The sequence below is a fragment of the Domibacillus enclensis genome, from assembly GCF_900156125.1.
GTDB classification, from domain to species: domain Bacteria; phylum Bacillota; class Bacilli; order Bacillales; family Domibacillaceae; genus Domibacillus; species Domibacillus enclensis.
Genome location: NZ_FTLX01000009.1, coordinates 94,460 through 119,422, shown reverse-complemented (window position 1 = coordinate 119,422; position 24,963 = coordinate 94,460). Strand labels below are relative to the sequence as shown.

Sequence of the window (24,963 nt, the reverse complement as noted above, 5' to 3'; positions counted from 1 at the left end):
TAAAAGCAAGCCGACTTACAGGTTCCGAACCCATACCCCGGCCATGTCGATCCAGTTGACCACTTCCGGCTGAACGAGTTCGCCATCCGCCGCTTTTGTTTCTTCTGTTCCAAGCGACAAACCGTGGCCGCCTTTCGGATAAACGTGCAGTTCAATCGGCACCTTGTTTTTCAGCAGCTCATTCGCAAACAGCATGCTGTTTTCAACCGGAACCGCCTTATCTTCAACAGTGTGCCATAAGAAGGTTGGCGGTGTTTGGGCAGACACGTGCTTTTCCAGTGAAACTTGCGCTAAAAGAGCCGGATCGCTGCTTCCGCCGAGCAGCAGATGAAAAGAGCCTTTGTGAGCAAAAGAGCCGGATGTGATGACTGGATAGCTTAAGATCAGACCGTTCGGCTTGATTTGATCGGCTGACAAGTTCAGCTGCTCCAATAAAAAGGACTTGTCCCAAAAAACACCGAGACTTGCTGCCAGGTGTCCGCCTGCTGAAAAGCCCGCGACGATGATCCTGTTCGTGTCTATGTGCCACTCTTCTGCCCGCTCCCGCAGATAGCTGACAGCCTTTGACAGCTCCAAAAGCGCCGTCGGAAACACCGCTGGCTCCGTGCTGTACCTTAACACGCAGGAATGAAAGCCCATCGCATTAAATTGCATCGCCACCGGCTCCGCTTCCCGGTCGGATGTATAACGGTAGCCGCCGCCCGGACAAATCAACACGACCGGGCGCTTTTCCTTCAGTCCCTCACGATGCCCCATATCCAGCATATACGTAAACATGGATGCTTCTGAACGATCGGTTTGAATGCCAATTTTTTCGTGGATCATGATGCTCCTCCTCGTTTCTTTCCTCTCAGCCGCCAATGTAGGACATGCCGATTTTTTTCCGGCTTTTTGCTGTTTGTTCAGTTCGTTCATCCGAGTAGCGGTCCCGTCTTTTCTCCCAGACCGCCTGGACGGCACCGGCCATTTCTTCGTCAGTTGCCCCATTACGCAGCATGCTTCTTAAGTCAAAGCCTTCGGTCGCAAACAAGCACGTGTAGAATTTCCCTTCCGATGAAAGACGCGCTCTTGTACAGCTTGAGCAAAAGGATTCCGAGACAGACGTAATAAACCCGATTTCTGCGTCCGCATCCCTGTAGCGGTAGCGCCCCGCTACTTCGCCAAAATAATCAGCTCCAACCGGTTCAAGCTGTTCTGTTTCTTGAAGAAGTGTGAGCATGTCTTTTTTCGTGACAACCTGCTTGAAGCTCCAGCCGTTGTCTGTTCCGACGTCCATAAACTCAATGAAGCGCAGCGTAATGCCCTGCTTCTTAAAGTAAGCAGCCATCGGCACCACTTCATGATCGTTGACGCCTTTTTGTACGACCATATTCACTTTCACATGAAAGCCAATCGATTTTGCCAATGTAATATTGTCCAAAATCCGCTCCGGTCCGATGCCGCGCCCATTCATTTTGCCGAACGTATCGGCAGACAATGCATCCAGGCTCACATTCAGCCGACGTAAACCGGCATCATACAGCGCTTGTCCGTGCTGCTTTAAAAGAAGAGCATTTGTCGTCAGGCCGATGTCTTCTACTCCTTCAATATCATTAAGCATACGGATCAAGTCAGGCAGATCTCGCCGGAGAAGCGGCTCACCGCCGGTTAAACGGATTTTTTTCACACCGAATGCCGCAAACAATCGGGCGATACGGGTGATTTCTTCAAATGAAAGCAGCTCACTTTTAGGCATAAACGCATAATCATCTCCGAAAATTTCTTTCGGCATGCAGTACGTACAGCGAAAGTTGCACCTGTCCGTCACGGAAATTCGCAAATCACGCAATGGACGCTGAAGAGTATCGGTTATGTTCAAAGCGCTCAGTCCTTTTTGTAAGTTTTGATTATCCTCCGCTTACTGGAGGGATAAAGGCCACGTGGTCGCCCGGCTTGACCGGCTCATCCAAGTGGACATATTCTTCGTTTACAGCCAATTGAACCGCTGTAAAATCAAAAGCCGGATACGTTTGTTTTGCCCATTGTAGCACATCGTCTGCTGTACCGTCTTGCCACGAAAGATCTTCTTCCGCTTTTCCCGCTGCTTCCTTTAGTCCGGCGAAATAATGCAGGTGAATCATTCGTTCTCACTCTCCTTCTCCGGTTTATACGACTGGTCCCCGATCCATTCTTCGCCGTCTTCCCACATTTCTTTTTTCCAGATCGGCACTACTTTTTTAATTTGCTCGATCGCGTATTCATTTGCTTCATATGCCGCTTTACGATGAGGGGATGAAACAGCGATCACAACGGCGATATCGGAAATGGCCAGCTCGCCGACCCGGTGCACGATGGCTACTCGCGAACCCGGCCACTTCTCCATTATTTCGTCTCCGATTTGGGCAAGCTTCTTTTCTGCCATTGGCACGTACGCTTCATATTTTAAATACATCGTCCGTTTTCCGTTCGTCCATTCCCGGACGGTTCCGGCAAAAGCGGTCACGGCACCTGCGCCCGGATGTGTCACATATTCCATATAAGGCGCCGCTTCAATCGGCCCTTCTGTTACATGAAATGGTTTTAATTCAGTACCCATGCAGGCACCCCCTCCTCTGCTCCTATTAACAGGACATCCACTTCGTCCCCTTTTTGAAAGCCGCGTGTTCCCCCGGGGAGAACGATAAACGCATTTCCTCTTGCAATTGATGTAACGGAATTGGATTTATTAAAGCCCGCCGGCGCCACGCGGGCACCCGATGGAGTAGACGTATACACTGCGCGGATAAACCGGTTAAACGGATTCGGCTTCGTCAAGTCCACTGCAAGCAGCGCTTTTTCATAAGGGAGATACGGCTTTCCGCTGCCCATCATGGAAAAAAGAGCCGGGCGCGCAAACAATTCAAATCCGACAAAGCAGGCGGATGGATTTCCGGATAACCCGAATAAAAAGGTGTTATTCAAATGAGCCACAGTCGTGACGCTTCCCGGGCGCATTTGCACTTTATTGAATAACACTTCTGCGCCAAGCCTCGCATACACCGCCGGCAGAAAGTCAAAATCCCCAACGGATACACCGCCGGTTGTCATCACGGCGTCACATTCCTCCACCGCTTTTTGAACAAGCTCAAAGCAGGCATCCTCATCATCCGGCAGCGAGCCGAGCAATCGGCAGGCGATGCCCATTCTTGCCAGCTGCGCCGCAATCATCGGACCGTTTGAATTCCGGATCTTTCCCGGGGCAAGCGGCTCGCTCACGTCTACGAGCTCTGTTCCCGTTGCAAGCAAGCCAACAACCGGGCGCCTCGCCACGCGGACTTCAGCATAGCCGAATGTCGCCAGCACAGCGATAACCCCTGGCTGAATAAATGTGCCGGCTTCCACAATGGTTTCGCCCTTTTTCGCATCCTCGCCTTTTAACGATACGTTTTCAAGCGGTTCAAACGGCTTTCGGATCGTAAATGTGTTTCCGTTTTGAACCGTTTGTTCCAGCATTACAACAGCATCTGCGCCAGCTGGAATTGGTGCACCCGTCATAATCCGAACCGCTTCAAACGCGCCGATTGTGCGGGAGGATACGGCTCCTGCTCCAATATGGTCCACAACCTGGAAGGAAATGCGCGATTCACCTGATGCTCCCTCTGTATCTTTGGAGCGGACAGCAAATCCATCGTATGGAGAGCGGTCAAACGGAGGAACAGCATGTGTCGCCAGCACCGGCTCTGCCAAAATGCGCCCGTAGGCTTCATGAAGTGAGACGGTTTCCGGCGGAAGCTGCTTCACCCGTTTCATCACTCTCTCGATCGCTTCTTTTACGGCGACAGGTGTTCTTTTTTCAACCATCTGCTTTTCTTCCTTTCTTTTGCTATACTAAAGTCACCTTATCCAATGAAAGGATGACTCCGATGTCTGATTTAACCCACTTTAACGAACAAGGGCGGGCCAAAATGGTGGATGTATCCGATAAACAAGAAACGGTTCGGATCGCTGTCGCCTGCTCTTCTATTGAAGTAAACCGTCTTATTCACAGCCAAATTTCAGAAGGCACGAATAAAAAAGGAGATGTGTTCGCTGTGGCCCAGGTGGCTGGCATTATGGCTGCGAAACAAACGTCTTCCATTATTCCGATGTGCCATCCGATTCCGCTGACCGGCGTCAACATTTCTTTTCAGTGGGACATTGATGAAAGCGCCGGCCGCTACGTCGTCCGCATCGAAGCAGAAGCGAAAACAAAAGGCGTGACCGGTGTGGAAATGGAAGCACTCACGGCCGCATCCGCTGCTGCGCTCACCATTTACGATATGTGCAAGGCTGCCGGCAAGGATATGGTGATCGGCCCGACGTATTTACAGCATAAATCCGGCGGGAAAAACGGTGATTACGACCGGTCGTGACGGCTACTTCCGAATCTCAAAAAGCAAATGAGCGAGCTCCGGCAAAATGAGCCGGCGCATCGCCAAGTCTACTGCGCCTCTGGAGCCCGGCATAGCAAAAATCAGCTTGTCTGACGCAATGCCGGCAGTCGCACGGGACAGCATCGCTTTTGACCCGATATCCTCCGCGAAGCTCAAATACCGAAACAACTCGCCAAACCCCGGAATGTTCTTCGTAAAAAACAGCTCCACTGCTTCAATCGTGATATCCCGACGTGCAATGCCTGTCCCGCCGGTAATGAGGATCACATCAATTTCGTCCTCCTCAAGCCATCCCGCAACTGCCGCAGAAATCCTTTCCTGCTCATCCTTTACAATAGCGTACCGGACCGGTTCGTGCCCATTTTCCCGCAGCAGCTGGCGAATGTGCCGGCCGCTTTTATCCGTTTCTTCTGTCCGTGTATCACTTACCGTCAGCACTGCTGCCCGGAGAGAAGCATCCTTGTTAAATTCAACTGACATTCCTCATCCTCCTTTAACTAAACAACTGGTTGTACAGCTTCATTGCCTGCTTGTTGTCCGAAACGCCGTGAAAAAACAACCGGCCGTTTTCAAACAGAACCACACGGCTTTCCGGCATTTGCACCTGCAGGAAATAGGGCGTGCGTTTGGCAGGAAGGCCATGCCTCTTCGCTGCTGCTTCCCCGTCCGCCACTGTCAGCGTCCGTCCTGCACCAGGTGTGAGCTGCACCGTGTCACGGCCGCAAAGAACAGCGGCTTTTGTTTCATCCGACTGTTTTAGCGCAGGATATACGCGGGTATCCGAACAGGCAGGACAATCACGGCGCTTCATCTTTGACAGGCCGAATGAATGCTGCTCATTTGTCCATGAATCGATTCGCAGCAGCTCGGTCCGCATCGCCTGCCTGTTCCCTGTCAGCCACTTGATTGCTTCTGCACACTGAAAGGCGGCCGTAATATGAACAGCTGGCGCAATCACACCCGCGGTATCGCACGTGTCAGCCGAGGAAGGCAGAACCGGCAGCAGGCAGCGAAAGCACGGACCGGCTTCAGGAACAAACGGCATCACAACACTCGTTGCGCCGACGCACGCACCGTACACCCACGGGATGTGGTGCTTCAGGCTTGCTTCATTGAGGATTAGCCGCGTTTCAAAATTGTCGGTTCCATCTAATAACAGGTCACTTTTACGAGCCAGCTCTTCGATTAACGCGGCATCGGCATGATCCATCCATGTGTCAACCTGCACGGCGCTGTTCACACGTGATAGCCGCCGTTTCGCCGCTTCGACTTTCGGCATCATCTCCTGCGCATCGTGTTCTGTGTAAAGAGGCTGCCGATGCAGATTCGACCATTCCACATAATCCCGGTCAACGAGCAGCAGCCGGCCGACACCAGCACGCGCCAGCGTATCCGCCGCCGCAGAACCGAGCGCCCCGCAGCCAATAATTGCTACAGTCGACGTTGCGAGCTTTTCTTGTCCCGCTGCACCGATCGGGTAAAATTTTTGCTGCTTGGCAAAGCGGGTTTCCATTATCTCACCTCTAATTTGTTCAACAATCTATCGTTCACTGTTTTATTTTCTAAAAAATCCATCTTTTTTTATTTTATCACATTCTGGTAAGTTACGTGTTTTCCGGCGAACATCAAAAGGCCGCCTCCAGGTGGAGAGGCGCCCTCTGCTGTTATGCTTTAGAAAGGGTGAATTTATCAATTGTCCGCCGCAGCGCTTCAACGACGAGTGAGCTTTGCTCTGAATCAAAGCGGACCTCTTTAATCAGCTCAGCCATTTTCCCTGTCGACTGATCGACCTGTTCTACGGTGCGGGCGTTTTGTTCATTAATGACGGCAATGTTGCCGATGATCTCCTTCATTTGATCGGTTACGTCCGGCTGGGAATCCGACGCTTTTGCCATCGAAACAAGCACATTTTGAACGTTATGGACGACATCAACGCCGCTCGCCACTTCTTCACTGCTGACGCCAATCGCTGAGCGCACTTGAGCGGAGCTGTGTTCAATTTGATCCAGTGTATGGCTGATTTCTTTCGTCGCTCGTGTGGTCTGGTCGGCAAGCTTACGAATTTCAAGCGCCACAACCCCAAAGCCTCTTCCATGCTCACCTGCACGTGCCGCTTCAATCGATGCATTTAGCGCCAGCAAATTGGTTTGGTACGCAATTTCATTTATGCTTCCCACCACACTGCTGATGCTGCTTGACAGCTCTTTAAACTGATCGGTCATCGTCATTGCTTCCGTCACCTTGCCGACGATCACATCCATTTTATTGTTAATACCCGACACTTCCGCCTGGGCATGCTCCAGCTGATCCTGCGACTGCTGTTCAAGACCGGTCAATGTCACACTGACTTGGTCGACCTGCCCCATCGCCTGCTGGACATCTTTGACCTGCTGCTGAATGGCTTCGAGCATTTCACTCATTTGTTCAATGACGAGGATCGAGTCACTTTCTGCGTATGCCGCTTTTTCACGGAGCGACAGGTTTGTTTCTTCCACATCGAGCGCAGCCGATTTCACCTTGCCCATCAATTCATCCTGGCTGTCAATCAAATTGTTGACCCAGCGGCCAAGCGCACCTGTTTCATCATGAAACAGCAGTGCGGAATCAAGACGGCTCGTTAAATCCCCGCCGCCTTCTGCAATTTCCCGGGTAATATCCGTCATTTTACGAAGGCGTTCAATGATCGGCTTTAAGCTTTTTTTATAAAAAACAGCCGATGCCCCCGCCCCGTACGCGAGGCCAATCAAAACATCGAGCCATACAGGCATCGCTGGAATCATCGTTAAAGACTGCTGCAGCATAATGCCGATAAATAAAAAGATCATAAATTGTTTAATGAGCCGCCAGCCAATGGACCGGGTGCGATACACTTCCTCCAGATCGCCTTCGCACATCATGCCCCATACGTCCGGAGATCCCGGCATTTGGAAGGTAACGCCTTTGCCGATTACCGGAATGTGCCGATAGTCTGAATAGCCCGGGAACTCAACGAATAGATTGCTGCCATTCCGTATCGTATTCGCAACGCCAGGATGAAGTTCATTCGTAGCCGGATCGGTAAACCGAATCTCAAACTCCGTGTGATGCTGAATGCGCACAGTTCCCCAATGCTTCGTGTGGATGCCGTCTTTTAAGTTCTCCCCGTGCGTAAATGTCCGGTCTTCAAAACGGCTTCGCGACAAGGCCATGCCCGGCGAGATGGACGGATTAAAATGGGATTTCGCCATAAACAAATAGTTATCTCCGGAGTCGGGATAAATGTGGCCTGCTTCACGCTGAATCAAATCACCCAGTACATCATTGGGGATGCGTGCAGCAACCACCTCCGTCACACGTCCGTCATCTAGAATAGGCTGCAGAAAAAGCAGCGTCACATCATCATGAAAACGGGATGACTTCGGCCCGATTTTCCCCGTATCCGGATCTGTGTAAGGACCGAACAAAAATGGCTTTTGCGTACGGAATACTTCGGCCACTGCTCCTTGTACATCAGAATGAGCCAAAGCCCCCTCTCTTCCCGAGAACGTTGAACAGCTTGCCGTTCCTTTCTCATCGATCGCAAACAGCTCTGTTATGAAGCGATTTTTATGCCATTTTTTCAATAAATATGTATTCTTTTCGCCTGGCGAAATATGCGGCCATTCTTGACCCATTTTTTCGAGAAAGACCCATTGTTCTTCAGCCCATTCCCTCAACAGAGTCATGCGTGTACGGGCAATTCCTTCAAATACTTCTTCTACAGATGCTTTCGCGCTTCGATTTAGCCGATAAGACCACCAGAGAGGAAGTCCTTCTTTCACATCCAGCCAGCCAAACATCCCCATTCCTCTCACCACTTTCTGTAATGTCATATATTGTTACACCGTTTAGTTATGAAAGTTATTATATTCTGAATGTTTATCAAATTCAATACTTATTTCCTAAAAAAACGGACAATTTAGCAAAAAATCACTAAATCATCCGTTTTTATACATCCATATAGCCGTTTTTACCAGACCTTATGGAATAGATTAAATTTTTTCGTTACATCGGCTTTATTATTTATATTCACCGATGATCTCGACCGCTTTTTTGGCTAAATCGGTCTCAATCGCTTCGTCAAAATCAATTTCCCCGCGAATGGCTCCATTCTCCTTGTACATATCGTATTGCTGATGAATATCTTCAACAAACATTTCCCCGTCCGGATCAAGCCCTGTCACAAAAACGTCTTCCCATACAGCGGCATTTTTTAAAGCGGTGTATTGCGTCATAATATCAATTATGTCCCTTTTCCCCTCACCTTTTTTGAAAGCGTCATTGTAATCACGTACCCCTTTTAAATACGCGGCCATAAAGCGCAGCGACACATCCCGCTCCTCCGCCACAAATTGCGGTGAGCCAAGCACCATGGCAATTTGGGCTTCCGGCGCAAAATCCGTTGCGTCACCGAAGCGGACATGAATGCCTTCTGCGACACCTTGCGTAATAAGCGGCTCAATTTGAAGCGCTGCGTCAATCGATCCGTTTTCAATCGCTGCAAGCATATTGCCAAAGTCCGGCATCAGGACGAACTCTACGTCTGCTTTTGTTAAGCCTGCATGAGTGAGCATCTGCTGAAAAATGTAGTCATCTACCGCGTGCTCAGTGGAAACAGCAACCTTTTTTCCTTTTAAATCACTGTACTCTTTTATTTCATCTTCTTGATCCGCACCGACCACAAAGGTAAAATACGATTTCCCTTTTTCATTGTGTCCTTTATCGGCAATCATTTTCACATCAATTCCCTGGGCAATTGCGTTAAAAAAAGACGCGGAAGAGATGCCGCCTGCAATATCCACCTCACCGGATGCAAGGGCCGGCAGCATGTCATCGCTATTCGCGAAGGTTGCAAACTCCACCTCAATATTATAGTCATCAAAATAGCCTTTTTCATTGGCAATATAAAACCCCGCCCCCGACGCCGAGCCGTCTTCTGCGATCACTACTTTTGTTTCCCTGCTTAACGGAGACAGGTCACCGGATGGATGGCTTTTGCTTACGTCATCATTCGTCTTTACTGTCTCCTCCTCCGCACACCCTGACAGCATGAGCAGCACACCTGCCATAGCCAGCCACTTTTTCATCCTATCTCCTCCTTATTATGATCTGGATTGCTGCACTTCCGTTTGGAGATGCTGCCAAATCGCTAAAAACTGTTCGGCCATATCCGGATTCGCCCGAATGTCCTTTAGCGTTCTTGGCCGGGGCAAATCGATTTGAAGCTCCTGCACAATTTGTCCTGGCTGCGCACTCATCAGCAGGACACGATCACTCAAGTAGAGCGCTTCATCAATGCTGTGCGTGATAAATAGAACTGTTTTCTTTGTCTCAGACCAAATCGACAGCAGTTCTTCCTGCAAAATATGCCGGTTCTGCTCATCCAGTGCGCCGAACGGCTCATCCATCAATAGAATTTCCGGGTCGTTCGCGAAGGCTCTCGCAATGCTGACCCGCTGCTTCATTCCGCCGGACAGCTCCTTCGGGTACATATGGGCAAACTTCGTAAGACCCACCTTGGATAAAAAAAAGTTCGTTCTTTCTTGTATCTGTTCTTTCGGCAGGTGGCGCATACGCAGGCCGAACGCCACATTTTCTCTGACAGTCAGCCACGGCAAAACGCCGCGCTCCTGAAAAACCATCGACTGGTTCGGACGATGCATACTGCTTTTTTCAATCCGGAAACCACCCGAGCTTTGTTTTTCCAATCCGGCTAAAATCCGAAGCAGCGTTGTTTTTCCGCAGCCGCTCGGTCCGACAATGCACACAAACTCTCCTTCTTTTATGTCCAGGGAAATATTTCGGATTGCGGTTATACTTTGCTCCTTTTTGTAAAAAACTTTCGTTAAATCTCGAATCACAATTTTAGTATTCCGGCTCATCCCCTCACCTCCATGGCAATAACTTTCGCTGAAGACCTCTTAATAACAAGGAAAACAGATAGCCAAAAAACGAAATAAGGATCAGCCCGACAAACATTTCTTTTAATAAAAAAGCACTGTACGATGTCCAGATCATATAACCGATCCCTGAACGCGCGCCCATCATCTCAGCAGCCACAATGGTCAGCAGCGCAATGGCCTGCCCCATTTGAATGCCTTCAAGCATCACCGGCAACGACCCAGGAAAAGCAATTTTCAGGAAGAAATCCTTTTTGCTGGCTCCGTAGTTTTTTGCCACATCTAAATAAATAGAATCGATGGATACAACCCCGGCTACCGTATTAATCACGACAGGGAAAAACACACTTCCGGCGATCGTCACCACCTTCGACCCCTCGCCGATGCCGAAAATAATTAAGATAATCGGCAATAGAGCCAGCGTCGGAATCGGCATTAAGGCCATAATCAAAGGAGAAAGAAAGTGCCTGACCGGCGCGTACAGACCCATGCATAAGCCGATGAGAATGCCGGGGATCACCCCAAGCAAAAAGCCCGCAACGATACGAAATAATGAACTATTTATGTGGTAAAACAATTCACCGCTGGCCAGCAGCTGGGCGAACGTCGAAACAATGGCCGTTGGCGGTGGAAAAAAACGCGCATCAATCAGCCCGCTTTGCGATAAAAACTGCCAGATCAGCAAGAGAAAAAGAGGAGAAAAAACGGTGAGGCCGGTCTTCAGCCTTTGCTGATTTTTCTGCTTTCGCCACTCTTGTTTTTCCGTTTCAACTGGATTTTTCAGATCCTTCATCTTCACCACCTCTTCTTCAAAATAATATGCCGGTTTTTCAACATGTGTGCCTGCCCCAGATGCTCACCCTTCTTTTTTTGGACACGCAAAAAAGACGACCTGCTCAGAATATGAGCAGATCGTCTATTTATTACTTGGCCTCACATGTTCTCAGACAGAAGCAATTTGGAATGGCGGCAGCGGGTCTTTGAATGTTGCCCAGTCCATGTTCATTTCTTCCTCTGTCAGCAAACAGGCATCCAGCGATTGCTCAATAGCTTCACGGTCCATATCCAGCCCGATCATCACCATTTCAGTGATCCGGTCTCCGTATGTTTTATCCCATCTGGCTAAAAGCTCCGGCTCTTCCTTCAATGTTTGTTCACGCTCTTGTTCCGGGTACGCGGCGATCCACTCCCCCGCGCCCTGAATCATAATGGATGGGCCTGCCTGAGAAAGCATTCCGGTCATGTCATTCCGAGTGGACAGCCAGAAAAAACCTTTTGCACGGACGACATCTACCGGCCAGTTTTCCAGCCAGTTCATCCACCGCTCAGCATGAAACGGACGGCTGCGGCGATACACAAAGGATGAGATGCCGTATTCATCTGTTTCCGGCACATGCTCTTCGTTCAGCTCTTTGATCCAGCCAGCCCCTTCACTTGCTTTGTCAAAATCGAACAGCTGCGTATTCAGCACTTCATCTAACGGAATGCTGCTAAAGGACGTCCGAATAATCCGTGCATCTGGATTGAGCTTTTGCAGAACCGCATGAAGCTCCTTCACGTCACCTTCTTCCAGTAAATCCGTTTTATTCAGCAGCAGTACGTTGGCGAATTCAATCTGGTCAATCAGCAGATCGACCACCTCGCGCGTATCCGTTTCATCAGTTGCTTCCTTTCGATCGAGCAGTGTTTCACCAGAAGCGAAGTCATGCCAAAAACGATTGCCATCTACGACCGTGACCATCGTATCCAAACGGCAAAATTCGGATAAATTGATTCCCAGTTCTTCATCTATATAAGTAAAGGTTTGCGCCACAGGAATCGGTTCAGCAATACCTGTGGATTCAATGACAATGTAGTCTATGTTGCCTTCAAGAGCAAGCCGCTTCACTTCGATCATCAAGTCCTCACGGAGCGTGCAGCAAATGCAGCCATTCTGCATTTCAACGAGCTTTTCCTCCGTTTTCGAAAAGCCGCCTTTTTTCACAAGAGCTGCGTCAATGTTCAGCTCGCTCATATCATTTACGATGACTGCAATTCGCTTGTTTTGCTCATTTTTTAAAATGTGATTGAGCAGCGTGGTTTTGCCGGCTCCTAAATAGCCGCTTAGCACCGTTACTGGAATTTGATTCATTTTCTCTCTCCTTCATATCGAAATCATTACGATTTAATAGTTAAAACGAAATCATTACGATTTAAACTCTATCGTAGTTTCCGACCAACGTCAACAAGAACTTGGGACAAAAGGTTCTGGGTAAAAGAAAAAGCCGAACGATCGCATCGTTCGGCTTTCTTTTGACCTCTTTTTAACGGTAAATCGTTTAGTGACTGTGCTTGCGCGAACATAGTTTGGGCGGCTTCTGCAGGACTTCGCGTTCGGAGGGGCGGGCGGTGAGCTAACTTTTGTCGCTTCGCTCCAAAAGTGGATCTCACCTGACCCGCTGATCCCTCCAGAGTCTTCGTCCTGCGCCAGCCGCCTTGGGTGGGGAGGACAAGCATTTGCCAAAACCTAGAAAGCAGCAGACTCAACAGGGAATCATACACGTGCTACTTCTTATACACCCTCTTGTTCGTCATTGAATACAAGCCGTTTTTATTCTCATTGTTTCATTAGGACCACAACGGGCGCAGGGAGGCCGGCGGAGACTTCCATGTGACGAGCGGACAGGCTGAAACAGCCGCGCACTTTGGGCTGGTTCAGCGTTCGCCACATAGAAAAGCGGAGCCGGCAGCCCGGAGCCCCTGATTATGCTTTTCCAAGAAAAAAGAAGAATCAAGGCTTTTAGCTATGAGATCTTTCGGATTTAGGAGACCAATCTCATTGTTATGTATCAGCTTCCCTTCCAATTCATCAGCCGCGCCAAATATCCTTCAGCTTCCATGACTCAAATGATACAAGTCTTGCATCGCCGCCTTCAGCGAACAGCTCAATATGTGTACTATGCTCCCTCGGATATATGCGGCCGGTCATGGAGACTTCTCCATCATTCACAAACAGCTCAACCGACGAGTGGTCAATAAACATGTGCAGCTTGACCACAGCAGATTTCTCTATCTTTGCTTTACGGACTCCGCCTTCTCCGATGCCTGACTGGCTGCGGTCGAAGACAATTTTATGATCAGCCGTTTCATAGCGGATCACTGTTTTTTCCGCTCCGTCTTTTGAACAGCGGATGTTTATGCCAAACGAAGCGGCTTCCCGTGCTTCAAATAAAGCAATGATCTCCAGGCGCTCACCGGCTGCATGAAGTCTTTGCACGCCCTTTACCGGCATGGAGCCGGCAATGGACTGCTCACCGCGCAGCTTCTCCAATTCCTTTACCGGACGCATCATGACCTGTCCATTTTCGTTGAATAACAGCTCGCGTGGAATCGTCAGTGCGCCTGCCCAGCCTTCCTTCTGCTCCGGCATATCCGCCTCCCACATGTTCATCCAGGCAAACAAAATGCGGCGCCCCTCATCATCACGGAACGTCTGGGCTGCATAAAAATCAAACCCTTTATCCAGCTCCTGAAAATCGCCGTACGTAAAGGCGGCCGTTTTATAATCAAAATCACCGACAAGCGTCCCCGTTTGATACAGGTTTTGATAGTCATCGCCGTTTGCTTCAACGCCCTGCGGCGAAAAAACAAGCACATGCTTTCCATCAAGCTCAAAAAAGTCCGGACATTCTAGCATAAAGCCGAGCTTGCCGTCACTTTTAACGATGGCCCCCCGGTCTTTCCAGGAAAGCAAGTCCGCTGATTCGTATAAATGAACATTGCCAAGCTTGTCCTTCTGGCTGCCGATGACCATATACCATATGTCTTCATGCTTCCATACTTTCGGATCACGGAAATCAGCCGATGCTCCTGCCGGCGGCTCTTGAATAACCGGATTTTGCGGATGCTTGTCAAAATGAATACCGTCTGTGCTCGTTGTCAAACATTGTGCTTCCGTTACCACGCCGTCTTCTTCCACATGACCGGTGTAAATCAATGTCAGTACACCATCATGGTCCACTGCACTGCCGGAAAAACAGCCGCTTTTGTCATAGTCTTGATCAGGGGCGATCGCAATCGGCAGATGCTCCCAATGCACAAGATCCTTGCTTTTCATATGTCCCCAGTGAATGGACCCGGTTTTTACATCATACGGGTGATGCTGATAAAACACGTGATACTCGCCCTTCCAGTAAATCAGCCCGTTCGGGTCGTTGATCCAGCGGGCTGGCGCCATAATGTGATAGCCGAGGCGGTAAGAGCCCCCTGCCGCCTGCTTCACCGATTGCTGCACGGCTTTGTGCGCTTTTTCAATTGCTTTATTCATCCGTTATGCCTCCTTCAAGTGCCAGACAACACTTTCGAAATCACCACTTAAGCTTGCCGGAATCGCCACACCGGCATACATCAGTTCATCTCCTCCTACTATATCACCTGTTTCTTGAAAGCGGTATTTTTTAGACGGATCAAGCCCGGCTGCTTTCACAGAACGGAACGGGGCATTCGGCGCATCGAGCACACGATAATAGGAAAGAACCGCTTCTGTTTTTTCTTTATTCACGATGATCCAGGCGGTTTCATTTCCGTCAAACGGACTAAGCAGACGGTATAATTCACCAAACTGCACAAGCCGGCGCATCTGCTTGTAATTCGCCACCTGCTGCTTCACCTCTGCTTTTTCCTCATCTGACAGCTTCGTCAAATCGAGTTCATAGCCAAGATTCCCTGCCGCCGCCACATCCCCGCGCATTTTCAAAGAGGTGATCCGGTTTACTTGATGGTTCGGCACATCAGACACGTGGGCGCCCATCGAGCTGATCGGGTACACAAGGCTCGTGCCGTACTGAATTTTCAATCGGGAAACGGCGTCTGTATTGTCACTCGTCCACGTTTGCGGCATGTAATACAGCATACCCGGATCAAAACGGCCGCCGCCTCCTGAACAGCTTTCAAATAAAATATGCGGGAAAGCGGAGGTGATATTTTCAAGCATACGATACAGCCCGAGCATATACCGGTGTGCGGTTTCACGCTGGCGGTCTGCCGGCAGGAGCGCAGAACCGATCTCCGTCATGTGACGGTTCATATCCCATTTCACATACGTAATCGGCGCGCTCGCTAAAATATCCTTCACCATTTTTTCGACCGCTTCACACACGTCTGTCCGTGAGAAGTCAAGCACGAGCTGATTGCGGCTTTCCGACCGGCTCGCACCAGGAACATGCAGACACCAGTCCGGATGCTTGCGGTACAGATCACTGTCAGCTGAAATCATCTCCGGCTCAAACCAGAGACCGAACTCCATCCCCATATTCCGGACACGGTCTGCTAAATCCTCCAGCCCGTTTGGCAGCTTGCGCTGGTCCACAAACCAGTCACCGAGTGAGGTTTTATCATTGTCGCGCTTTCCGAACCAGCCATCATCCAGCACAAACAGCTCAATGCCAAGCTCACTGCCGGACCTTGCGATCGATTCAATTTTATCCGCGTCAAAATCAAAGTAGGTCGCTTCCCAGTTATTAATTAAAATCGGCCGCTCCTGATCACGGAACGTGCCGCGCGCAAGCCGTGAGCGGTACAAGTCATGGTACGTTCTCGACATACCGCCAAGCCCTTCATCCGAGTACACCATGACGACTTCCGGACACTGGAATGACTCGCCCGCATCAAGCTTCCAGCTGAAATCAAACGGGTTAATGCCCATTTGAACACGCGTCGTATGAAATTGATCGACCTCTGCCTGCGCTAAAAAGCTGCCGCTGTAGACAAAGCTGAAGCCGTACACCTCTCCGTGCTGTTCATCTGCCCGTTTTCTAGCTAAGGCCAGAAACGGATTTTGCTGATGGCTGCTCGCACCGCGTCGACTTTCGACTGACTGAACCCCAAGACGAAGCGGGTGGCGTTCAAGATCGCGTTCTCTCCCCCAGGCGCCCGACAAATGGATCATGTCAAAGTCATGGTCGCGAAAATCAACGTTTGCACTTAAAGCACGCAGCAGCCGGAGTGATTGCTCCCCTCTGTTTTCGAGACGGATGGACCTCGTAATCACAGAACGTCCGTGATAAACCGTGTACGATAAAATCGCTTGAATGCCTGAGAGCTTGTCGTCCATCACGATCTCCAATGTTTCCGCTTCTTCCTCATGCTCTATGTACGTAGCTGGAAGCCCTTCTAGCGCCGGCTTGCCTTTGACAATCCGGTAAGACTGATAACGAAAATCCGTAATCGTCGTGCCATTCTCCAGCTGCACCTGGACAACGGGCGTCCGGTAGTCTGATGTTCCATAAACGGGAAATTCCTGCGGGAGCGTATCAAGTGAAAAAGTCCGGTCTTTGGCAGGCTGTGGATTAGCCGAAAAAGAACGGTCTGTAAACTGAAACCGATTCGCAAACTGATAGTCCTGAATCTTTTTCCCCCAGTAAGCCTGCATTAAAAACCCTTTATCAACAACCTGCATCACATAGCTTGAATCGCCTGCCTGCAAGTGAAATGCCTTGACTGCCTCATCAAAATAAATTGTCATGTATGTTCCTCCTTCAGTTATTTCAGTTAATAGATAACGCTTTCAACTATCATAATAAACTATTAACTAAAAAAGAAGGGATTTTATTAGTTATTTTTAGTAAAATATTTTGTTTTTCCTCATTTTCTATTCTTATTGTATAGTAGAAGCAGAGAAGAAACGGAGTGAGCACCTTTGAAAACCATCGCAGATATCGCCCAGCTTGCCGGCGTAGCCAAAAGTACGGTGTCCCGGTATTTAAATGGCGGTTCCGTCAGTGAAGAAACAAAAAAGAAAATAGAAATTGTGATTGAAGAAACCGGCTATGCACCAAACGCGTTTGCCCAAAGCTTAAAAGCGAAAAAAACAAACATTATCGGCACAATTATTCCGCGTCTTGATTCATACGCCACCTCCCGCACACTAATGGGTATCGATGAACGGCTGCGCGACTTGAATTACCATATGCTTGTTTCCAATACAAACCAGGATTTAAAGCGGGAAATTGAAAACATCTATACACTGGCCAAGCAAAAGGTTGCCGGGATTATTCTACTGGCGACGGAAGTAACAGAAGCTCATTTAAAAGCTTTTCAGGATATTGATATTCCCGTTCTTCTTGTCGGCCAGCAGCACGAGGACGTGTACAGCCTCGTTCACGATGATGAAACGGCAGGGTATGCGATCGGGAAATATATCGCCCAGCGCGGTCACAAAAAAATTGCGTTTCTCGGTGTCGGTGATTTTGACGTGGCGGTTGGTGTAAAGCGAAAAAATGGCTTTGCCCAGGCGGTCAGTGAGCATGCTGACGACGTTGAAGCCCGCTTTTTTGAGACGACCTTCAGCATGAGCGATGCCGCTGCACGGGCTGGACAGCTTTTTGACGAGTTTTCTCCTTCTGCCGTCGTGTGTGCGACAGATAACCTTGCCATCGGCGTATTAAAAGCTGCCTACCAGAAGAAGCTTCGCGTACCGCAGGATGTGTCGATTACCGGCTTTGGCGGATATGAAGTGACCGCTATGCTAAATCCTTCGCTGACGACTGTGGGCATTCAATTCACAGAAGCCGGGCATACGGCAGCCGATCATATCGTGAATCTTGTGAAAGGAAAAGAAGTGCCCAGGCTTTCCTACTCCCGCTTTGAATTAATTTTACGAGAAAGTGTTGACATTCGGACGAGTCATCTTTTATAATCTAGTTGAAACCGGTTCCGATAACCGCTTTCAATTTTTTGGTCTCGTTTGGAACCGGTTCCTTTCTTTTTTATTTCCTTTCCTTAGGAACCGGTTCCAATCACAATAAATATGTTTTGTATAAAAAGGAGGAAGTATGATGAATTACAACGAAATCGCCCGTGAAACTCTTCAAGCCATTGGCGGCAAAGAAAACGTTGCGGCTGCGGCCCATTGCGCCACCCGCCTTCGTCTTGCCCTGCACGATGAATCTCTCGTTGATCAGGAAAAGCTGGATGCAATGGACAGTGTGAAAGGAACGTTCTCCACCGGCGGACAATATCAGATCATTTTCGGTTCCGGTACCGTTAATAATGTATACGCAGAATTTTCCAAGCTGACAGGGACAGACGGGATGTCAACAGCAGATGTGAAAAGCGCAGGTGCGAAAAACATGAATCCGCTTCAGCAGTTTGTGAAAATGCTGTCTGATATTTTTGTTCCAATCATTCCCGCGATCGTTGCCGGCGGTTTGCTTATGGGGATTAACAACCTTCTTACCGCACAAGGCTTGTTTATTGATGGACAGTCTCTCGTGGAAGCTTATCCGAACATGGCTGATCTCGCAGCGCTCATTAATACATTCGCCAACGCGGCATTCGTCTTCCTGCCTATCTTGATCGGCTTCTCCGCCACGCAGCGGTTTGGCGGCAATCCGTACCTTGGTGCTGCGCTCGGGATGATTATGGTTCATCCGGATTTATTGAATGGCTGGGGCTACGGCGGCGCGCTGGTCAGCGGCGAAATTCCTGTCTGGTCGATCTTCGGCTTTGAAATTGAAAAAATCGGCTATCAAGGAACGGTTCTTCCTGTACTCGCCGCTTCCTTCATTTTAGCAAAAGTGGAATTGTCCCTTCGCAAGGTCGTTCCTTCTGCACTCGATAACTTATTAACACCGCTTCTCACGATTTTTGTTACGGGCATTTTAACATTTACGCTCGTCGGTCCGCTTACACGCTCTGCCGGCAACCTGCTTTCTGACGGCATGATCTGGCTTTACGATACAACAGGCTTTGTCGGAGGCGCTCTGTTCGGCTTATTATACGCACCGATTGTGATCACCGGTATGCATCACAGCTTCATCGCTGTTGAAACACAGCTGCTCGCAGATATCGCAAAAACAGGCGGTTCCTTTATATTTGTCGTCGCTACGATGTCCAACGTTGCACAAGGCGGCGCGACACTGGCTGTATTCACGATGACAAAAAACAAAAAGCTGAAAGGCACGGCTTCAGCTGCCGGCATCTCTTCTCTGCTCGGCATTACAGAACCTGCAATGTTCGGTGTTAATTTAAAGCTTCGCTACCCGTTTATCGGCGCACTTATTGGTTCAGCCGTTGCGACAGCATTTGTTACATTCTTTAAGGTGAAAGCTATTGCACTTGGCGCAGCCGGCCTTCCTGGCATTATTTCCATTCAGCACGAAGGTCTTGTGCAATACGTCATTGGCATGGTGATTGCCATTGCCATCTCGTTCGTCGCTACCATCGTACTTGGAAAGCGTGACGAGAAAAAACAAGCGGTCCAGCAAGCCGCTTAACCTTGATCCATAGAAAATGGCTGGATTTTTCTTGTTAACGGCCGGATTTGATTTGTTGACGGCTGGATTACCCTTTTATTAGGTGCTAACCAGCCGTTATTGATTTTGATCCAGCTGTTGACATCTTTACTACCAAAAATCAGAGGTGACATATATGCAATGGACGACAGAACAGCGTTACACACGAATTGAAGATATAACGGAACAAGAGCTGACTGCTTTAAAACAAAAGGTTGATCGTTCTCCGTGGCGTCAGACGTACCACATTCAGCCGGAAATGGGCTTATTAAATGATCCGAACGGCTTTTCTTTCTTTAACGGCGAATACCATTTGTTTTACCAGTGGTTTCCCCTTGGTCCCGTCCACGGCATTAAATATTGGTATCACACAAAGTCCAAGGATCTCGTGCACTGGGAAAATGCCGGCATCGCCATCCGTCCGAACGATGATATCGACAGCCACGGTGCATATTCCGGCAGCGGCATCGAGCATAACGGCCAGCTGTATTTAATGTACACCGGAAATACGCGTGACGAAAATTGGATACGCCATCCAAAACAGAATATCGCCGTAATGGATCAACACGGTTCCATTCAAAAACGGAAGACACCTGTTATTGATCATGTGCCTGACGGCTATACCGATCATTTCCGCGACCCGAAAGTGTGGAAGGAAAACGATACGTTTTACGCCATTATTGGGGCTCAACGGACCGACCTGACAGGCTGCGTCGTGCTGTACCACTCACCTGATATGGAAACATGGACCTTTGCCGGCGAAGTTCAAACAGCGCTTCCCGAATTCGGCTACATGTGGGAATGTCCGGACTACTTTGACATAAACGGACAAGGTATTTTTATTTTTTCACCGCAGGGCATTGCGCCGGACGGCGATCACTATCATAATATTTATCAATCGGGTTACGTACTCGGGAATCTGAACGTTCACACGCAGCAGCTGCAGCATGGCGATTTCCATGAATTGGACCGGGGGTTTGACTTTTACGCTCCGCAGACAATGGAAGCACCAGACGGACGGCGCATTTTGGTTGGCTGGATGGGGCTTCCTGAAATGGCCTATCCGACAGATGACCATGGCTGGGCACACTGCCTGACAATTCCGCGTGAGCTGACGGTTGAAAATGGGCGCCTCATACAGCGGCCGGTTCGGGAGCTTCAAAACCTGCGTGGCATCAAAATGGAAGCGTCCGCTCTGCTTGAGGATGAAACGAAAACGTTCGACAGCTTCAGCGGTACCTCGTTTGAATTGATCTGCACATTCGATCTGGAAGACGCGGATTCATGCGGCATCGAAATCCGTGTGAATGATTGCGAAAAAACCATCGTCACCTATGACGCTGCCGGGCAAAAAGTGCACGTGGATCGATCGCATTCCGGTGCTTTAGCGGATACAGCCTACGGGTCTGTGCGCAGCTGCCGGGCAGAAGGATCACAGATTACCTTTCACTTGTTTGTGGATTCTTCTTCCCTTGAGCTGTTTGTGAACGACGGATTAGACGTATTTACAAGCCGCATTTTTCCAAGCGATGACTGTACGGGAATCCGCTTTTTTGCAAAGGGCGGCCGGGCAGCCTGCCGGGCGGAGAAGTGGACAATAGGAGGGTAAACATGGGAACATTATTTTCAATTGGTGAAGTATTGATCGACTTTATTCCGATGCAAAAGGGACAAGCCTTAAAAGATGTGGTGTCGTTCGAACGCGCACCCGGAGGAGCCCCTGCCAATGTAGCAGCCGCAGTAGCGAAGCTTGGCGGCACATCCGTGATGCTGACCAAGCTCGGCGCCGATGCGTTCGGTGATTTTTTAATTGAAAAGCTCGACGAAGCAGGTGTGGAAACCGCACACATTATCCGGACGAATGAAGCGAATACAGCGCTTGCTTTTGTATCCTTGCGTGAGGATGGCGAGCGGGACTTCTCGTTTTACCGGAAGCCGTGTGCTGATTTACTAATGACAGCGGATGAAGTGGATGAATCTCTTTTTGCTTCCGGCGATATCCTTCATTTTTGTTCTGTTGACCTGGTGGAAAGCCCAATGAAGCAGGCGCACGTAAAAGCCATCGAATCCGCAGCGAAAAATGGCTCGTTTATCAGCTTTGATCCGAATGTCCGGCTGCCGTTATGGGAGAGCCCGGAGGCATGCCGTGAAACGATTTTATCTTTTATCCCGACCGCAAATCTGGTCAAAATATCAGATGAAGAGCTGGAATTTATTACAGGCATTTCAGATGAACAAGCAGCTATCGATTCATTGTTTACCGGCCGCGTTCAAGCCGTTGTGTACACACGCGGCGCAGACGGTGCCACGCTGTTTGTCAATGGGATTGCCATTCAGGCAGACGGCTTTTCTGTAGAGGTGCAGGATACAACTGGCGCTGGTGATGCCTTCATTGGCGGCTTTTTATTCAAGGCGCTTGAAGCCGGCATCACACCTGCTAACAGCCGCAATGTGCTGGAGAAGAATGGTGAAGACATCCTGCGGTTTGCCAATGCATCAGGTGCGGTCACAACGACAGGAAAAGGCGCCATCTCGTCTCTGCCTTCTTTAGAACAGATTCATCAGATGATAAAAGGATAGCCAAAGACCCGTTAAAGGAGGAAATACTGCGATCGTATCGCCGGTATTTGTTCGTTATCGCTGATATAAAGGATCGATCGCTGATATGTGGAAGATATCAGCGATAAACAGAGGAATATCAGCGGTTTTTTGATTTTACCAGCGATAGACAGGTACATATCAGCGGTCTTCGCACTTTATCGGCGATCGCTTTTTCATCGCCGGCAGTAAGGACAGTCGAGTCGTAACAGAGATACAGATTATCAAAAAAGCCCAACGCAGGCGATGTTTCGCCTGTCGATGGGCTTTTTCTTCGATTCGAAATCCTTTGCCCCAAGCTACTCTTGCTTTGCTTCAAGCTCATTCTCAGGTTCATTTCCCCGTGCTGAACGGCCAACCGGAAGCTGTACCGTTTCTTCTCCCGTTGTACGTGCAAGCTTGTCGATTTTTTCCTGGTAAAACGCACGATCAAGTGATAGGAGTTCATTTTGATCCATTCCTTCAATGATATAAAGTTGCATTTTCCACAGATCTGACTGTACTCTTTCGGATGATAATTGAGCAGCAATAATCAGGGATTCCGTAATAGATGCCAGAACGGAGACATCCTCTTTCCCGTAATGCCGCAGCTGGAAAAAGGTCTGATACAGCACTTTGTGAAATGGCCTTAGAGAATAACAAAGCCGGTCGGTCCCGTCATCATCTGCAAACACAAAATAGTCGCCGGATATATGGCTTAACTGGCCCATCAGGCGGCCCAGGTTCCGGATATTGTGAATCGCCGTATTTGGATCGTTAATCCCCGGTGAAATCGCGCGAAGGGAAACCTCCACCAGCTTTTGAAGAGCAAACTCCGGGTCCTGTCTCGTGTCACGGTCTTTGCCTGCCACTATGTATTCATTGATCGAAAGCGCCGGTTTTTCGGCAGCAAACAAACGGACAGCCGGCTGATCGTGATGAATGAAATCACCAATTTGAACAAGAACCTCGATTGTCGCCTTGTTTTGCTGCGCAAATGAAGCCAGGCCTTTAAAATCAATCCATTGAACGTACCCATCCACTTCAGCGTGAAAGGCCCACTCCGCTGCAGCCTGAGCGATCATCGCTTCCTTTCGTCCATACTGCTCACCCATTTCTGTATAGTCCGATATGACTCGCTCAGCGTCTTCTGTCAGCTCTTCCACTAATGTGCTCACTTGAATGCTGGTCGCAATATGGTGGATAAAAATCGCAAAAAACGTCAGGCAAATGAGGGCAATGAAAATACCGACTGTAGCAGACAGCACCATATGGTTATATAAACTGTCCCGCATAAATAAAAGCGACAGCGTATTGTAAAGAAAACCGCCCATAAACACACCCAGCACACGCCACGTCATTTGATCCTGAACAAAGTTCTTTAATGTCCGTGGAGAGAACTGAGAGGAGTACGTTGTCAGCACTACCATAATCGTCGAAAATGTAAAGGTCGTCATCGTCAAAAGAGCAGACGACAGGCCGCCCATAATTGTTTTTGCCAGATCAACACTTGTAAACAAAATGTCCGGAAGATAGTCCGTCATTTCGCCGACAAATTGAATATCGACGTAAAACATAGCCAGCGAAAGCAAAATCGCCCCGGCACTGTACAAAGTCGGCGTAATCCATAACCGTTCGCGCAGCGTTAAAATAAACCGTTTCATTTACTCACTCCCCATTTGTTTCTACTGATTCAGTATACAGGAAAAAGGACATACGTTTAGTGCTGTAACGCACAAAAAAACAGCACCATCGCGGCGCTGCTTTTTTATTTTGCCTTCATTGCATTGTAAATTGCTACAGTAAAGGCTTCACGAGTGGCGTTGTGTGTGCCGTAAAACTTCTCGCCTTTAAAGAAGCCCGTTTGATCAATTGATGCCATTGTCACGATACCTTCATAGGCCCAGTGCCCTGCGCTGATGTCTGTGTAGCCCACACTTGCTGCAGCGGTCTGAGAAACTTTCAAATCAAAGGCACGCTGGATAATCGATGCCATTTCATTGCGTGTCATTTCAGCATCCGGACGGAATGTTTTATCTTCAAATCCGTTGATGATGCCCGCCTCACGAATCGCAGCAATGTCTGCTGCAAAGCGGTTTGTTTTTGGTACGTCTGTGAAGTGGCTCATGATTTCCGGCTTCAGTCCAAGTACGCGGTTTAAAATAGCTGCTGCCTGTCCGCGCGTTACTTTTTCTTCCGGACGGAATGTATAATCTTCAAATCCATTGATAATCTCTTGATCTGTTAATGATTTAATTGCATTATACGTAGAAGCGGATGCTGCTACATCTGTGAACCACTCAGGCGCTTTTTCCTGCTCAGCTGACGCTGCTGCCAGCACGCGCTTTGATCCTGCGTAATGCGCTCCCCAGTACGAATCATTCATTGACACAAGGGCAATTCCTTTGCTCGATGTCGCGTTCAATACCTGGTTATTTCCCGCATAGACGCCTACGTGAGAAATGCCCTTTTTGTATGTATTCGCGTAAAAGACCAAATCGCCAACCTGCAAGTCACTTTTTGCTACCGGCGTGCCCAGATTATATTGCTCACCTGTCGTACGCGGCAGCGACATGTCCGCTGCATTGCGGAAAATGTATTGGATAAAGCCCGAGCAATCAAATCCGTTTGGCGTTGTGCCGCCAAAGACATATGGTACACCCATGAACTTTTTCCCATATTCGACAATCGATTCGCCTACAGATGCTGCTTCCGTCTTAGTAGACGCCAGCGGGGACATGCTTAGAAACAAAATGACCGCTAAAAATGAAAGAAATGCTTTTTTGCAACTGTTCACCCTGTACC

21 protein-coding genes are annotated in these 24,963 nt (G+C 49.0%); 5 read left to right on the top strand and 16 right to left on the bottom strand.

Annotated features, from left to right (window positions below):
• Nucleotides 1-15: 15 nt before the first annotated feature.
• The 5 genes from BW952_RS16455 to BW952_RS16435 are packed head-to-tail and all read right to left on the bottom strand — an operon-like array spanning nucleotide 16 to nucleotide 3,819.
• On the bottom strand, nucleotides 16-825 hold the full coding sequence (locus tag BW952_RS16455; RefSeq protein ID WP_045852059.1) for an alpha/beta hydrolase: 810 nt from the start codon (nucleotides 823-825) through the stop codon (nucleotides 16-18).
• Between the two features lie 25 nt (nucleotides 826-850).
• Nucleotides 851-1,867 carry a GTP 3',8-cyclase MoaA gene (gene moaA / locus BW952_RS16450; RefSeq protein ID WP_045852058.1) on the bottom strand — a complete coding sequence of 339 codons (1,017 nt, stop codon included), beginning with the start codon at nucleotides 1,865-1,867 and terminating at the stop codon, nucleotides 851-853.
• A gap of 19 nt (nucleotides 1,868-1,886) precedes the next feature.
• Entirely contained in the window at nucleotides 1,887-2,120 is a 234-nt protein-coding gene (gene moaD, locus BW952_RS16445; RefSeq protein ID WP_045852057.1) for a molybdopterin converting factor subunit 1, read from the bottom strand.
• Complete coding sequence (locus tag BW952_RS16440; RefSeq protein ID WP_045852056.1) at nucleotides 2,117-2,575, bottom strand: molybdenum cofactor biosynthesis protein MoaE; 459 nt, start codon at nucleotides 2,573-2,575, stop codon at nucleotides 2,117-2,119. The genes moaD and BW952_RS16440 overlap by 4 nt, the downstream gene beginning before the upstream one ends.
• Nucleotides 2,560-3,819 (bottom strand): molybdopterin molybdotransferase MoeA, encoded by a 1,260-nt coding sequence (locus BW952_RS16435; RefSeq protein ID WP_045852055.1) that lies wholly within the window; start codon nucleotides 3,817-3,819, stop codon nucleotides 2,560-2,562. Before BW952_RS16435 ends, BW952_RS16440 begins: the two co-directional genes overlap by 16 nt.
• Nucleotides 3,820-3,881: 62 nt before the next feature.
• Here BW952_RS16435 and moaC point away from each other — a divergent pair, with 62 nt between their 5' ends.
• Complete coding sequence (gene moaC / locus BW952_RS16430; RefSeq protein WP_045852054.1) at nucleotides 3,882-4,370, top strand: cyclic pyranopterin monophosphate synthase MoaC; 489 nt, start codon at nucleotides 3,882-3,884, stop codon at nucleotides 4,368-4,370.
• Nucleotides 4,371-4,373: 3 nt separating this feature from the next.
• Here moaC and BW952_RS16425 read toward each other — a convergent pair whose 3' ends face one another.
• From BW952_RS16425 to BW952_RS16380, 9 genes are all read right to left on the bottom strand, one after another.
• Nucleotides 4,374-4,871, bottom strand: a complete 498-nt coding sequence (locus tag BW952_RS16425; RefSeq protein ID WP_045852053.1) for a MogA/MoaB family molybdenum cofactor biosynthesis protein — start codon at nucleotides 4,869-4,871, stop codon at nucleotides 4,374-4,376.
• 13 nt (nucleotides 4,872-4,884) lie between these two features.
• Nucleotides 4,885-5,904 carry a ThiF family adenylyltransferase gene (locus BW952_RS16420; protein WP_045852052.1) on the bottom strand — a complete coding sequence of 340 codons (1,020 nt, stop codon included), beginning with the start codon at nucleotides 5,902-5,904 and terminating at the stop codon, nucleotides 4,885-4,887.
• A 151-nt stretch (nucleotides 5,905-6,055) separates the two neighbouring features.
• Nucleotides 6,056-8,242 carry a methyl-accepting chemotaxis protein gene (locus BW952_RS16415; protein ID WP_231581480.1) on the bottom strand — a complete coding sequence of 729 codons (2,187 nt, stop codon included), beginning with the start codon at nucleotides 8,240-8,242 and terminating at the stop codon, nucleotides 6,056-6,058.
• 186 nt (nucleotides 8,243-8,428) lie between these two features.
• Nucleotides 8,429-9,496: an ABC transporter substrate-binding protein gene (locus BW952_RS16410; RefSeq protein WP_045852051.1), complete on the bottom strand. Its 1,068-nt coding sequence runs from the start codon at nucleotides 9,494-9,496 to the stop codon at nucleotides 8,429-8,431.
• A 15-nt stretch (nucleotides 9,497-9,511) separates the two neighbouring features.
• Nucleotides 9,512-10,291 (bottom strand): ABC transporter ATP-binding protein, encoded by a 780-nt coding sequence (locus BW952_RS16405; protein WP_045852050.1) that lies wholly within the window; start codon nucleotides 10,289-10,291, stop codon nucleotides 9,512-9,514.
• 4 nt (nucleotides 10,292-10,295) lie between these two features.
• Nucleotides 10,296-11,102, bottom strand: a complete 807-nt coding sequence (locus tag BW952_RS16400; protein WP_045852049.1) for an ABC transporter permease — start codon at nucleotides 11,100-11,102, stop codon at nucleotides 10,296-10,298.
• 150 nt (nucleotides 11,103-11,252) lie between these two features.
• Nucleotides 11,253-12,440: a GTP-binding protein gene (locus BW952_RS16395; RefSeq protein ID WP_045852048.1), complete on the bottom strand. Its 1,188-nt coding sequence runs from the start codon at nucleotides 12,438-12,440 to the stop codon at nucleotides 11,253-11,255.
• A gap of 717 nt (nucleotides 12,441-13,157) precedes the next feature.
• Entirely contained in the window at nucleotides 13,158-14,615 is a 1,458-nt protein-coding gene (locus BW952_RS16385) for a glycoside hydrolase family 32 protein (protein WP_045850310.1), read from the bottom strand.
• A gap of 3 nt (nucleotides 14,616-14,618) precedes the next feature.
• Complete coding sequence (locus BW952_RS16380) at nucleotides 14,619-16,811, bottom strand: alpha-galactosidase (protein WP_045850309.1); 2,193 nt, start codon at nucleotides 16,809-16,811, stop codon at nucleotides 14,619-14,621.
• Nucleotides 16,812-16,985: 174 nt separating this feature from the next.
• On the opposite strand from BW952_RS16380, the gene BW952_RS16375 reads away from it, so the two are divergent.
• From BW952_RS16375 to BW952_RS16360, 4 genes are all read left to right on the top strand, one after another.
• Nucleotides 16,986-17,984 (top strand): LacI family DNA-binding transcriptional regulator, encoded by a 999-nt coding sequence (locus BW952_RS16375; RefSeq protein WP_045850308.1) that lies wholly within the window; start codon nucleotides 16,986-16,988, stop codon nucleotides 17,982-17,984.
• 139 nt (nucleotides 17,985-18,123) lie between these two features.
• The gene (locus BW952_RS16370) at nucleotides 18,124-19,563 is read left to right on the top strand and encodes a sucrose-specific PTS transporter subunit IIBC (RefSeq protein WP_045850307.1); all 1,440 of its coding nucleotides are present in this window, start codon (nucleotides 18,124-18,126) and stop codon (nucleotides 19,561-19,563) included.
• 154 nt (nucleotides 19,564-19,717) lie between these two features.
• Complete coding sequence (locus tag BW952_RS16365; RefSeq protein ID WP_045850306.1) at nucleotides 19,718-21,190, top strand: glycoside hydrolase family 32 protein; 1,473 nt, start codon at nucleotides 19,718-19,720, stop codon at nucleotides 21,188-21,190.
• Nucleotides 21,191-21,192: 2 nt separating this feature from the next.
• Nucleotides 21,193-22,161 (top strand): carbohydrate kinase family protein, encoded by a 969-nt coding sequence (locus BW952_RS16360; RefSeq protein WP_045850305.1) that lies wholly within the window; start codon nucleotides 21,193-21,195, stop codon nucleotides 22,159-22,161.
• Between the two features lie 317 nt (nucleotides 22,162-22,478).
• On the opposite strand, the gene BW952_RS16355 is transcribed toward BW952_RS16360, so the two are convergent.
• Nucleotides 22,479-23,822 (bottom strand): DUF2254 domain-containing protein, encoded by a 1,344-nt coding sequence (locus BW952_RS16355; protein WP_045850304.1) that lies wholly within the window; start codon nucleotides 23,820-23,822, stop codon nucleotides 22,479-22,481.
• A 104-nt stretch (nucleotides 23,823-23,926) separates the two neighbouring features.
• Nucleotides 23,927-24,955: a C40 family peptidase gene (locus BW952_RS16350; RefSeq protein ID WP_052698398.1), complete on the bottom strand. Its 1,029-nt coding sequence runs from the start codon at nucleotides 24,953-24,955 to the stop codon at nucleotides 23,927-23,929.
• Nucleotides 24,956-24,963 lie beyond the last annotated feature (8 nt).